Origin of the sequence: Moraxella sp. CTOTU47915 (assembly GCF_031986685.1) — a bacterium.
In the GTDB taxonomy this organism is placed as follows: domain Bacteria; phylum Pseudomonadota; class Gammaproteobacteria; order Pseudomonadales; family Moraxellaceae; genus Faucicola; species Faucicola tetraodonis.
In genome coordinates this window covers 95,866-109,658 of the sequence record NZ_DAMAAE010000002.1, presented here as the reverse complement: position 1 = coordinate 109,658, position 13,793 = coordinate 95,866, and the positions used below count along the sequence as shown (strand labels likewise).

Annotated in this window: 8 protein-coding genes; 7 read left to right on the top strand and 1 reads right to left on the bottom strand. The window is 43.6% G+C overall.

Going from position 1 to position 13,793, the window contains the following annotated elements:
- Positions 1-220 precede the first annotated feature (220 nt).
- A complete protein-coding gene (gene aceE / locus RTL34_RS02670; protein ID WP_312114398.1) occupies positions 221-3,034 on the top strand; it encodes a pyruvate dehydrogenase (acetyl-transferring), homodimeric type in 2,814 nt (937 codons plus the stop codon).
- An 81-nt stretch (positions 3,035-3,115) separates the two neighbouring features.
- Positions 3,116-5,221: a 2-oxo acid dehydrogenase subunit E2 gene (locus RTL34_RS02665; protein ID WP_312114396.1), complete on the top strand. Its 2,106-nt coding sequence runs from the start codon at positions 3,116-3,118 to the stop codon at positions 5,219-5,221.
- 119 nt (positions 5,222-5,340) lie between these two features.
- Here RTL34_RS02665 and ppsA read toward each other — a convergent pair whose 3' ends face one another.
- Positions 5,341-7,707, bottom strand: coding sequence for a phosphoenolpyruvate synthase (gene ppsA, locus RTL34_RS02660; RefSeq protein ID WP_007116643.1), 2,367 nt, complete (start codon positions 7,705-7,707; stop codon positions 5,341-5,343).
- 476 nt (positions 7,708-8,183) lie between these two features.
- Between ppsA and ppsR the strand changes: the two genes are divergently transcribed.
- The 5 genes from ppsR to RTL34_RS02635 all read left to right on the top strand — a co-directional run bounded on the left by ppsR (position 8,184) and on the right by RTL34_RS02635 (position 13,751).
- Positions 8,184-9,068, top strand: coding sequence for a posphoenolpyruvate synthetase regulatory kinase/phosphorylase PpsR (gene ppsR / locus RTL34_RS02655; protein ID WP_007116642.1), 885 nt, complete (start codon positions 8,184-8,186; stop codon positions 9,066-9,068).
- Positions 9,069-9,177: 109 nt separating this feature from the next.
- The gene (gene sthA, locus RTL34_RS02650) at positions 9,178-10,872 is read left to right on the top strand and encodes a Si-specific NAD(P)(+) transhydrogenase (protein WP_312114392.1); all 1,695 of its coding nucleotides are present in this window, start codon (positions 9,178-9,180) and stop codon (positions 10,870-10,872) included.
- Entirely contained in the window at positions 10,872-11,519 is a 648-nt protein-coding gene (gene rsmG, locus RTL34_RS02645; protein WP_312114390.1) for a 16S rRNA (guanine(527)-N(7))-methyltransferase RsmG, read from the top strand. Before sthA ends, rsmG begins: the two co-directional genes overlap by 1 nt.
- 101 nt (positions 11,520-11,620) lie before the next feature.
- Complete coding sequence (locus tag RTL34_RS02640; RefSeq protein WP_050325335.1) at positions 11,621-12,421, top strand: ParA family protein; 801 nt, start codon at positions 11,621-11,623, stop codon at positions 12,419-12,421.
- 178 nt (positions 12,422-12,599) lie between these two features.
- Entirely contained in the window at positions 12,600-13,751 is a 1,152-nt protein-coding gene (locus RTL34_RS02635; RefSeq protein ID WP_312114388.1) for a ParB/RepB/Spo0J family partition protein, read from the top strand.
- Positions 13,752-13,793: the final 42 nt, after the last annotated feature.

The window sequence follows — 13,793 nt, the reverse complement described above, 5'->3', positions numbered from 1 at the left end:
GCGGTCAGAAAAAACAGTTGTCTTTTTCACCTTTATTTCATAGCTAAATACCTATTAAAAATTAGCGAAAATACATAAATATTTTTTTCATGTAAAATATTGCTATCGCTATTTATAACAATGTTTTGTGTCTAATAGTTGAATACTTTGAGTCGTTTACAACCTAGCTCCATTCTAGGTTATTTCCATGGATGGATGCCATTGCCAGAAGGAACGAAAAATGCAATATCAGTATTTTAATGACCCTGATAGTCAAGAAACCCAAGAATGGCTTGACGCCTTTGATTCGGTGATCAAGTCAGTGGGAAAAAAACGTGCCACTTTTTTACTAAAAGCCATCTATGATAAGGCGGTACAAGAAGGGTTACGCGTTAACCGTCTTGACACCGCTTACATCAACACTATTCCTGTAGAAGATCAACCCTCGTATCCCGGTGATTTAACTCTCGAGCGTAAAATTCGCGCTATCATTCGTTACAATGCGGTGGCGATGGTGATGCGTGCCAACAAAAATGACGACGACTTAGGCGGTCACTTAGCGACGTTTGCCTCTAGCGCGACGTTATACGAAACAGGTTTTAACCATTTTTGGCGCGCAGCGAGTGAAAGCTTTGGCGGTGATATGATTTATTACCAAGGTCACGGTTCGCCAGGGATGTATGCTCGCTCATTTTTAGAAGGTCGATTGACTGAAGAGCAGCTAACGAATTTTCGCCGTGAAGTAGGCGGCAAAGGGTTATCTAGCTACCCACACCCTTATTTGATGCCTGACTATTGGCAGTTCCCAACCGTGTCAATGGGTTTAGGCCCAATCATGTCGATTTATCACGCGCATGTGCATCAATATCTTGAAAATCGTGGCTTGATTCCAAAAGAAGGTCGCAAAATTTGGGCATTCTTGGGCGATGGGGAAACCGATGAGCCAGAGAGCTTAGGTGCTATCTCACTAGCCGGTCGCGAGAATCTAGAAAATCTGATTTGGGTAATTAACTGTAACTTACAGCGCCTAGATGGTCCGGTACGTGGTAACGGTAAAATCATCCAAGAACTTGAATCTGTGTTTCGCGGTGCAGGTTGGCGAGTAATTAAAGTTATTTGGGGCGGTAAATGGGATACGCTTCTAGACAAAGACCATACGGGCGCGCTCAAACACCGTATGCTTGAGACCCTCGATGGTGAATACCAAGTCTATAAAGCGCGTGATGGTAAATTTGTCCGTGATTATTTCTTTGGTAAATACCCAGAACTTGCCGAGATGGTCAAAGATTGGACCGACGAAGAAATCCAAAATTTAGACCGTGGTGGTCACGACCCGATGAAGGTGTATGCCGCATTTAGTGAAGCCATGAAAGCCAAAGGTCAGCCGACAGTGATTTTGGTTAAAACCGTCAAAGGTTATGGCTTATCTAACCAAAGCCAAGCGGTCAACAAAACCCACCAAATCAAAAAACTCGAAATTGACTCATTAAAATACTTCCGTGATCGTTTTGATTTGCCATTTACCGATACTCAGCTTGAAGAATTGCCGTTTTATCGTCCTGATGAAAATTCTGCTGAAATCCAATATCTGAAAGGTCGCCGTCAAGCACTGGGCGGACATTTGCCCAATCGCCGTAGTGGTCATATTCCACTCGATGTCCCAGGGTTAGAGATTTTTGATAAATTACTACAAGGTAGTGCAGGCAAAGAACAGTCTACTACCATGGTATTTGTACGCTTGCTAGCGGCACTGCTAAAAAATAAAGCGCTGCAAGAGCGTGTGGTGCCGATTGTGCCTGATGAAGCCCGTACTTTTGGTCTTGAAGGTATGTTCCGCCAATTGGGTATCTACTCGGCATCGGGTCAAAATTATACCCCTGAAGACCATGAAGCCTTGATGGGTTATAAAGAAGCCAAAGACGGTCACATGCTTGAAGAAGGTATTAATGAAGCGGGTGCGATGAGTGCTTGGATTGCGTTAGCGACCAGTTATTCAACCAATGCGTTACCGATGATTCCTTTTTATATCTATTATTCGATGTTTGGTTTCCAACGCGTCGGTGATTTAGTTTGGGCAGCAGGCGATATGCAGGCGCAAGGGTTCTTGCTTGGCGGTACCGCAGGTCGTACCACACTCAATGGCGAAGGCTTACAGCACCAAGATGGTCATCAGTTGATTTTATTTAACACGGTGCCAAACTGTGTCACTTATGACCCATGTTATGGTTATGAGCTAGCGGTGGTTGTACAAGATGGTCTGCGCCGTATGTATGGTGAAGGCGAACGGGTTTTCTATTATATCACCTTAATGAATGAAAACTACGAGCAACCAGCTATGCCAACAGGGGTGGAAGAAGGTATCAAAAAAGGCATGTACTTGCTTAAAGATAATGGTTCAAAACAAGTGCAATTGCTGGGTTCAGGCGTGATCTTACGTGAGGTTGAAAAAGCCGCACAAATTCTCGCTGAAGAATTTAACATCAACGCCAACGTGTGGAGTGTCACAAGCTTTAATGAACTCACTCGTGAAGGCATGGCATGTGATGAGTACAATCGTCTGCACCCATTAGATGAACAGCGTACACCTTGGGTTACTGAACAACTTGCACAGCATGAAGGTATCGTAGTCGCCGCCACCGACTACATGCGCATTTTCTCTGAACAAATCCGCGCCTATCTACCAGACAGTCGTCCGTATGCCACCTTAGGTACCGATGGTTTTGGTCGTTCGGATAGTCGCCGCCAATTACGTAGTTACTTTAAAGTAGATGCCGCCCACATTGTGGTGGCAACACTTAAACTATTGGCAGATGAAGGTGAAGTTGATGCGCGTTTGGTCAAAGATGCGATTAGTAGCCTAGGTATTGATGCCGATGCTTCACCGGCTTGGCATCCTCAAGTACAAATCGACCATTCTCCAGATGCCCCAGCGATTTTAGGCGCGCATCCAAAACCTGTACCAACCTTGGTTGAAGAGGATGATGAAGCGATTTCAGCAGACGGCAAAGCAGAAGATAAAGCCGATGCGCCAATTCTTAACGACAAACCTGAATAATAGAAATCAATAGTAGGTAATCAGCCACGTATTAGCGGCTGATTGCCCACTTAGTAAAAATAAAAATTTAAGGATAAACCCATGGAAATCAAAGTTCCCGACTTAGGCGTTGATAGCGCCGAAGTCAGCGAAATTATGGTCAAAGTCGGCGATGTCATCAATGTGGACGATAACATTGTCTTATTAGAATCTGACAAAGCCTCTGTGGAAGTACCTGCGACATCAGCAGGGACTATCACAGCGATTAATCTTCAAATCGGCGATAAGGTCAAAGAAGGTGATGTGATTCTCACCATCGACAGTGCAGGCAATAGCCAATCAAACACTGAAACCGTAGAGCAACTTGCGCAACAGACAGACCAACAAGTAGCCCAATCTAACGAAGCTAGAGAAATTAAAGAAACTAAAGAGGCTAACGCGACTTCATCGCAAGCGCCGTCTATGGCTGCGCCAAATCAATCACAGCCCACATCTACATCAGCTGAAGCAACCTATACATTGCCAGATTTGGGTGTGGATAGCGCAGAAATTAGTGAGTGGTTGGTCAAAGAAGGCGATACTGTCACTGCTGAACAACCATTGTTGTTGGTCGAATCCGATAAAGCATCGGTCGAAGTACCCGCACCTGTTAGCGGAAAAATTGTCAAATTTTTAGTCAATGCAGGGGATACTGTCACCAATGGTCAGGACTTTATCGTGATGGCCTCCCAATCAGCTACGCAACAGTCATCATTAGCCAGTGACTCATCAGAACAAGCTGCCAGTCAAGCCAATTCAGCCGCAAACCAAAATGAACCACCTGCTCAAACGGTATCAGTCGCGCAATCACCCACACCCGCTGGTAAGCAAACCTTTGGTTTGCCCGATCTTGGGGTAGAGTCGGCACAGATTAGTGAATGGATGGTCAAAGTAGGCGATGAAGTCACAGCCGAACAACCATTGTTGTTGGTAGAATCTGATAAAGCCTCGGTGGAAGTCCCCTCACCAGTCGCCGGTAAAGTGGCTGAATTACTGGTTAACGCTGGCGATACCGTCACCAATGGTCAAGACTTTGTTGTGATTGAATTGGTGGGGTCAGTGCAATCAGCGTCAAGTTCAGCTTCACAGCCGCAAGCGACCACCAATACTGCTCAGCAAGCAGTCGCTAAAACGCAAAATACCGCGCCGACTTCAACTAATAGCGCCAGTACATCATCTAGTCAGTCAAGTTCGCAGTCAAAACTGTCTGAAGCGCAAATCAATGCCAAAAACGCCGCGGTTTATGCAGGTCCTGCGGTGCGCAAACTTACGCGCCAATTGGGTGTTGATGTCAGTGAGGTGACTGGCACGGGCGCTAATGGGCGTATTGTCAAAGAAGACGTGTTTGCTTATGTCAAAAATACAATAAAAGCGGTTAGTACGCCCGCAGCAGCAAATAATATCTCTGCGCCAACAGCGGCTCGCTCAGGATTACCTAATTTACCCGATATGAGTAAAACGGAAATTTGGGGAGAAATTGAGCGCCAAGATTTGACCCGTCTACAAAAAGTCTCCATTCCGCAGCTTAATTACAATACCTATTTGCCACAAGTCACCCAGTTTGATTTGGCAGATATTACCGATGTTGAAAAATTGCGTGGTGACTTAAAAGATGAGATGAAAAAAGAAGGGGTGAGTCTAACTATTCTGGCTTTCATCATGAAAGTAACTGCTTACGCGCTCATGCAACATCCAAAATTTAACAGCCATTTAAGCGATGACAATACCCAAATTATCATCCGTAAATCTGTGAATTTAGGCTTTGCCGTCGCAACCGAGGAGGGTTTGACAGTCCCTGTCATTCAACGTGTAGAGCAAAAAGGCATCAAGCAACTGGCGATTGAAATTGGTGAACTTGCCAAAAAAGCACGTGATAAAAAACTATCTGCCAAAGAGTTAACCGGCGCGTCATTTACGATTTCAAGTCAAGGCAATCTTGGCGGTACTTACTTTACGCCGCTGGTCAATTGGCCACAAGTTGCGATTTTAGGCGTCAGTGAATCTAGCATTCAGCCACGTTGGAATGAGACCAAAGGCGAGTTTGAGCCACGTTTAATGCTACCGTTGTCATTATCGTATGACCACCGTGTGATTAATGGTGCGGACGCTGCGGTATTTACCCGATATATTGCAAAATTACTAGCAGATCCACGCCGCGTGTTGTTATAACGCATGTTGTTATAAATTGCAGCGCAAAAAAACCTAGCGTGTTATATCCATGCTAGGTTTTTTTTGACATCAAAAAAAGCCCTTAGTTAAAACTAAGGGCTTTATGAATGCCAACAAGCTTATTTTTCGGTTTTTGCTAAGAAGAACCAAGTGTCTAACACCGAATCCGGATTCAGTGAAACAGAAGTAATACCTTGTTCCATTAACCACATCGCTAGGTCTGGATGGTCAGAAGGACCTTGTCCACAGATACCGATATACTTGCCTTGTGCGTTACAGGCATCGATAGCCATTTTCAGTAGTTTTTTAACCGCTGGGTCACGTTCATCAAATGATTGAGATACGATACCCGAATCACGGTCAAGACCAAGGGTTAACTGGGTTAAATCGTTTGAGCCGATTGAGAAACCATCGAAGTACTGTAAAAATTCTTCTGCTAACAAGGCATTGGTTGGCAACTCACACATCATGATGACGCGTAAACCGTTTTCACCACGTTTAAGACCATTTTTCTCAAGTAGCTCTAATACCTTACGCGCTTCTTCCGTCGTACGTACGAATGGAATCATAATCTCAACGTTGGTTAAGCCCATTTCATCACGAACACGTTTTAATGCACGACATTCTAATTCAAAGCAGTCACGGAAATTTTCTGACACATAACGGCTGGCACCACGGAAACCAAGCATTGGGTTTTCTTCAGAGGGCTCATAGAGTTTACCGCCGATTAAGTTTGCATATTCATTCGATTTAAAGTCAGACATACGTACGATAACTTTCTTATCTTTAAATGCGACCGCTAGGGTTGAAATACCTTCAACTAATTTATCAACGTAGAAGTCAACCGGTGAAGCATAGCCTGCCATACGCTCTTGAATCGCTTGTACGATTTCGCGTGGTAGGGTGTTCATGTTAAGCAGTGCCTTTGGATGCACGCCAATCATACGGTTGATGATGAATTCTAACCGTGCTAGACCCACTCCTTCATTAGGGATTTGGGCAAATCCAAAGGCGCGGTCAGGGTTACCGACGTTCATCATAATTTTAAATGCCAAGTCTGGCATTGACTCAATTGAGTTGTTTTGGATTTCAAAGTCCAATTGACCTTCGTAGATATAACCAGTATCACCTTCTGCACAAGATACAGTGACTGCTTGACCATCGGTCAATAGGTCAGTGGCGTTACCACAACCCACGATGGCAGGGACGCCCAATTCACGCGCGATAATTGCCGCGTGACAGGTACGACCGCCACGGTTAGTGATGATAGCAGCGGCACGTTTCATGACGGGTTCCCAGTCTGGGTCAGTCATATCAGACACAAGGACGTCACCTTCTTGTACTTTATCCATTTCATGGATTGAGTTGACCACGCGTACAGTACCTGCGCCGATACGTTGACCAATTGAACGACCTTCACAGATGACATCACCTTTTTCTTTAAGGATGTAACGCTCCATGACATTTTGGCTTTCACGGCTTTTTACTGTCTCTGGACGCGCTTGCACAATGAACAATTTGCCACTGTCACCATCTTTTGCCCATTCGATATCCATCGCATGACCATAATGTTTTTCGATGATTAATGCTTGTTTGGCAAGTTCAACCAACTCTTCATTGCTCAGTGAAAATTGGTTGCGTTCCGCTTTGTCTACTGGGACTATTTTGACTGATTTGCCAGCTGAGTGCTCGTCCGCATAAACCATTTTTTGTTGTTTGCTGCCGAGGTTACGACGAATTACCGCAGGTTTGCCGGCATTTAATAAGGCTTTTGAAATGTAGAATTCGTCAGGGTTCACTGCACCTTGCACGACCATTTCACCCAAGCCATAGCTTGCGGTGATAAATACCACGTCATTAAAACCACTTTCGGTATCAATGGTGAACATCACACCTGAAGTGCCTGTCTCTGAACGTACCATGCGTTGTACGCCAGCTGATAATGCAACACCTGCATGCTCAAAACCTTTATGAACGCGGTAAGCGATGGCACGGTCATTGTATAAAGAAGCAAAGACTTCTTTAATAGCAATCAAGATATTGTCAATACCACGGATATTGAGGAAAGTTTCTTGTTGACCAGCAAATGAGGCGTCTGGTAAATCTTCAGCAGTCGCTGATGAACGAACCGCAACAGCGATGTCCTCGCCTTGGCTCATCTCGGCAAAGGCATCACGGATTTCTTGCTCTAAATCTTTGGGCAACTCTTGCTCAATAATCATGTCACGGATTTTTTTACCCGTGGCAGTCAATGCCGCAACATCATCCACATCCAGACCTTGAAGCGCGTCTTTGATTTTGTCTTGAAGACCGGTACCGATTAAGAATTTGTTAAAAGCTTCAGACGTTGTTGCAAAACCACCTGGTACGCTTACCCCTAAATCCGTTAGGTGACTAATCATTTCACCTAATGAAGCGTTTTTACCGCCTACTTTGTCAATGTCGTTTTTGCCTAACTTGTCGAGTGAGATAACTTGTGCGTTCAAGGTGATAACTCCGTGAAATAAAGATTATTTTGAAAAGATTATAACGGTATTTCGTAGAAAATTCATCTTAAAAAATGATTTTCTAGCAAAAAATTTATAATTTAAAAAAAACTGTCAGCGATCAACAATTCAACTAAAATTTTGCTTGGATATCTTTGAGTTTAAGGGGGTGAAAAACGTAGATAAGCCTTCAATGACAATAACTGATGGCTGATTAAGGCAAATTAAGCATCGATTTGTTAGATTAAAGCCTACAAGTCACGTATAATAACAAACTCTCGACCTGTAAGACAAACGCCTGTAAGACAAATGCCCGTGAGACAAACGATAGTGTCTGCACTGATAACGACATTACTAGATGACATTCACTGCCAAAAACGCGGTGAATGAGTGAGGTTACTCCTCAGTGTCAGTTCAAACCAGTGTTAATTTAAATTAGTATGGACGCTTCTTGTCATTTTTTTGGATAATTTTTCATGACCATTGAGCAAATCAAAGCCACGATTCAAAATAAAGATGCCTTAAATTTTGCAAATTCGCAGTCGTTGCGAAGTGTGTTTTTTATCTCTGATGGTACCGCGATTACGTCTGAAACCCTAGGTCGCTCTATTTTAAGCCAATTTCCCACGGTACCATTTGAGACCCGGGTTATTCCTTATGTTGACACCCTCGATCGCGCCGATGAAGCGGTCAATCAAATCAATCTTGCCCACCAGCGTGATGGGGTAAAGCCGCTAGTCTTTGATACCATCGTTGACCCTGTGATTCGTGAACGAATCAACGGTGCAGATGCCTTTAACTTGGATATTTATGAAGGCTTAATCAGTAAAATTGCCGATGAAATCAAAGTACAACCTGCACCGCATACCGGTCATGCGCATGGGGATGTCGATTCTGAAAACTATAAATCGCGTATCGATGCGGTGCATTTTGCTTTAGATAATGATGATGGCGCGCGTACCACCCATTATGATGCGGCAGATATTATTTTGATTGGGGTGTCACGTTCGGGCAAAACACCTACCTCTTTATACCTAGCGTTGCAATTTGGTATTCGTGCGGCGAATTATCCGTTGACTGAAGATGATTTATATGAAAATTCGTTGCCCAAAGCGTTAAAGCCTTACCGTGACAAACTATTTGGTTTGGTGATTGACACCGATCGACTGGTAAAAATTCGTAACGAGCGCCGTGCAGGTAGCCGCTATGCAAGTTACCAGCAATGCCAGCAGGAATTGCGCGCCATTCAAGGTATTTATATTTCTCAAGGGATTCCAAATATTGATGTATCAACGATGTCGATTGAAGAAATCGCGACGCGTATTTTACAGATGACGGGGTTAAAACGCCGAATTGGTTAATGTAATCTCTTAACATACGGTTGATTTGTCGTATTTTATATTTAATTTAAAAATTTTTTATTCATTATCTTTTTTATTCATTATCAAGGCTTAAAATATGGGAGCTAATATGCCAAAAAAACGGATTAATGACAAAGTCACTCAAATTCCCCCTACAAACAATGACAATGAAAACATCTGTGATTCCAACACACAGTCAATTATTGAGCCCCAAGAAAATATTACCGAAATTTTGGCAAAACCAACCAAAACTGAAATTTCGGATTCTGATAAAAAAGCCAATACCGTCAGCATCAGTGAAGACGACGATAAGGTAAAACATTTTGATGATGCATCGGTACATTTTGATTTAATTAGCCCGCTGGATAATACCCGTATCAATTTAAAGCGTTACAAGCGTCAAGATGCCGTTAGCCATGCCTATGATTATGATGCTATTGTGATTGGGGCAGGACCCGCGGGTGAAGCAGCAGCGATGAAAATCGCCAAATCTGGACAAAAAGTTGCCGTGATTGATCCACGCAAACAAGTGGGGGGCAACTGTACGCACGTAGGCACGATTCCGAGTAAAGCATTGCGTCAGTCGGTGTTTAATATTATCGGTAATCGCCGCGATCCTATCTTAAACCAAGGCATTGACTATCACCAGATTCCACTTAATAAAGTATTAACCAAAGCGCGCGAAGTGGTGCGTAATCAGGTAGAAACCCATACCCGTTTTTATGAGCGCAACCAAATTGACTTAATCAATGGTTGGGCAAGTTTTAAAGATACCCATACCATTCATGTTGATATGAGTGATGGTACCGAGCAAGACATTACCTTTGAACAAGCCATTATTACCGTGGGTAGCCGTCCTTATCGCCCTGATTTGTTAGATTTTAGCCATCCTCGTGTGTTTGATTCCGATAAAATCCTGCAAATGGATTATGTGGTACAGCGCATTATTATTTATGGTGCGGGCGTGATTGGCTGTGAGTATGCGTCTATTTTTACCGGTCTTGGCTATAAAGTAGATTTGATTAATACCCAAGAGCAGTTGCTTAGCTATCTGGATGATGAGATTTCTGACGCATTGTCGCATGACTTTAGACAATTTGGCGTATTGATTCGCAACAAAGAAGAAATCGAACGGCTAGAAACTTATGATGACTGCGTAATTTTATACCTAAAAAGTGGTAAACGCATCAAATCAGATGCTATTTTATGGTCAAACGGTCGCTCAGGTAATACCGACAGTCTCAACCTTGCCGCCATCGGACTCACCGCAAACAGCCGTGGTCAACTCAAAGTCAACGAGCATTACCAAACCGATATCCCAAATATTTATGCAGCAGGGGATGTCATTGGCTGGCCATCGCTGGCATCGGCAGCTTATGACCAAGGGCGCTGCGCTGCTGCTTATATGGTAGGCGATGAAAATGCACAACCTGTTCGCAGTGTGCCAACGGGTATTTATACCATTCCTGAAATTTCAAGTATTGGTAAAAACGAACAAGAATTAACGGCCGAAAAAGTGCCGTATGAAGTCGGGCAAGCCTTCTTCAAACACCTTGCCCGCGCACAAATCATCGGTGAGCGTAGTGGGGTGTTAAAAATACTGTTTCACCGTGAAACCTTAGAGATTTTAGGTATCCATTGTTATGGCAATCACGCCTCTGAAATTATTCATATCGGACAAGCAGTGATGGAAAGTAAGGGCAGCAATACGCTAGAATACTTTGTCAATACCACCTTTAACTACCCAACGATGGCTGAAGCCTATCGCGTTGCTGCACTCAATGGTCTTAATCGGGTGTTTTAATGGCGCAGATTAATGTAAAGCTACAACCCCAGTACGTAAAATTACAACCGCAGTTACAACAAGCACTCTCTGAGTTAAAGTTGCAGTTATCGGATGAGCAGCAATTACAGCTCCTGTACTATCTACAGCAGCTGTTATTTTGGAATAAAGCGTATAATTTGACCGCTATCAAAGATGACCAACAAGCATTAATCAAACATATCTTTGATAGTTTATCGATTGTGCCATTTTTGCCAGCCGGTGATTTGCTAGATATTGGGACGGGTGCAGGTTTGCCAGCGGTGATAGTTGCTATTTGTCAGCCACAACGTGCGGTGACAGCACTCGATAGTAACCAAAAGAAAATTCGCTTTATCAAACAAGTCGCCAGTGAACTGGGGTTAAAAAATCTAACACCGGTTGCCAGTCGTATCGAAACGCACGCAGGTACTTATCAAGTAATTACCTCAAGGGCGTTTGCATCACTAGTAGATTTTGTCACCCATAGTCAAAGCAAATTGGCAGACAATGGTATCATTTGTGCTATGAAAGGGGTTGAACCTGTTGACGAGATTCAAGCCCTTCAAAATGAGTGGCAAATTAACACCCAAGTGTTAACCGTACCACAGTTGCATGAATCACGCCATTTGATTTATTTGCAAAGATAAACACCCCATTTCAGCCAGTTTTACCGGTATTAGGGTTTGAAAAACTGGCTGTTTTTGACTACAATTTTCAACCTTTTTATCAACACATTGCGAGACAGTTCATGGATATTTTAGCCATTGCTAATCAAAAAGGTGGGGTGGGCAAAACCACCACCGCGGTTAATTTGGCAAGTGCACTGGCACATCGCCGCAAAAAAGTTTTACTGATTGATTTGGATGCCCAAGGCAATGCGACCACGGCATCAGGGCTGGATAAACGCGAGTTAGAGTACAGTATTGCTGATGTGCTATTAGATGATTTACCAATCCATGAGGCGATTGTCAAAACCCCGAATGGGTTTGATATTGTCGGTGCCAACAATGAATTGTCAGGCAGTGATTTGCATTTAAGTCAAAAGCCTGAGAATCATGCAATTTTGTCAAAAGCCATGCAGCAGCTGGCTGATATGCCTGCCAAAAACGGCCGCGCGACTAAGCCGTATGATTTTATCGTGATTGACTGCGCGCCGAGTTTAAGTTTACTTACCATCAATGCAATGTGTGCCACATCAGGGGTGATTATCCCGATGCAATGTGAATATTTTGCATTGGAAGGATTGGCAGATTTATCGCAAACCATTGAGCGTTTGAAGTCGCTAAACCCAAAACTGCATATCCGCGGTGTGTTAAGAACCATGTTTGACCCGCGCAATACCTTGGCAAATGATGTCTCTATGGAATTGATTGAGCATTTTGGTCCGATTTTATTTAATACCATCATTCCCCGTAATATTCGTCTAGCAGAAGCACCGGCGCACGGCATCCCTGCGCTTGATTATGAGATGAATTCAAAAGGCTCACAAGCCTATATTCGCCTAGCCAATGAAATTATCAAGCAAAGTCGCCAATTCCAACTTGCCTAAAGTAAACTGTTTAGGCACTTTTTTTGTTAATTTGTTGGCAAGTGCGCACCGACAAAAGCAATGAAACTATTTTTCAAGCAATAGCGAATCTGCTAAAATAGCCAGTTCAAAAATGGCGGCAGTGGTTTAATTTTTTATCAGTCATTTTTAACTATTTAATGGCATTGGGAATTTTGACATGGTTAAAAAGCGTGGATTGGCATCAAATCGAGGACTTGATGCGTTACTCGGCTCAATCAAAACAGAAAAATTGATTACCAGTAATCTAATCGATGCGAGTGTTCGAGCCTCTGTCGATGACGCTAAAAGCGCTGAAAAACTAAATACCAAGTCAACCGATGATGGGCAAAATGTCTCAGATGATGGATCATCCGAAGCTAACGACACTATAGCCGTAGCCAAAAAATCGCCCACAGCGGCGATAACCCCCAAACCACTCACCCCAAAATCCGCCAAAACACTAAAGTCCAGTAGCCATAACGCACCCATAAATAACGATGCCAATGATAATAGTAATATTGCTGGCTTAAATTTGATGCATATCAATGTCGCGTATTTGCAGCGTGGCAAGTATCAGCCGCGCATTGATTTGGACGAAGATGCCTTGCAAGAGCTGGCAACGTCTATCAAGCAGCATGGTGTGATGCAGCCTATTGTGATTCGACCTTTAGCCAAAGTATTGCCCAATTCCCCGATTACCCATGAAATTATCGCGGGTGAACGTCGCTGGCGTGCGGCGCAAATTGCGGGTCTAACCCATATACCCGCCATCATGCGCCCCATGTCAGACGACTTGGCAATCGCTTTGGCATTGATTGAAAACATCCAACGGGAAGATTTGAGCGTCATGGAACAGGCTGCCGCATTGCAGCGTTTTCACGATGAATTTGGCATGAGTCATTCGCAAATTGCGGATGTGGTGGGTAAGGCAAGAACAACGGTTTCTAATTTGTTGCGTTTGAACCAATTACATGACGATGTCAAACAAGCGCTAAACGAGGGGCAGATGGACATGGGGCATGCCAGGGCATTATTGTCGCTGTCACCCAAACAGCAGCCTGTTATTGCCAGAAAAATTATACAGGGTCAATTGACTGTTCGTGAGACTGAAGCGTTAGTCAAAGACATTTTAAATCCAAAAGCGCCGACACAGAGCCAAGAAATTGATTATGATAGGCTGCGACTAAACCAACACCTCTCTGAGCAACTCGGTGCCGTGGTAAAAATCAAAGGCTCATCAAAAGGCAAGGGGAGTATTGAGATATTTTTTCACAACGAAGAGGAATTGCAAGCTTTGATTGTGCAGTTCCAGTCGCAACTTGAGCATTAATCTTGCGCATTAGATTAGTTTTCTTAATTTATTAGTCATTGA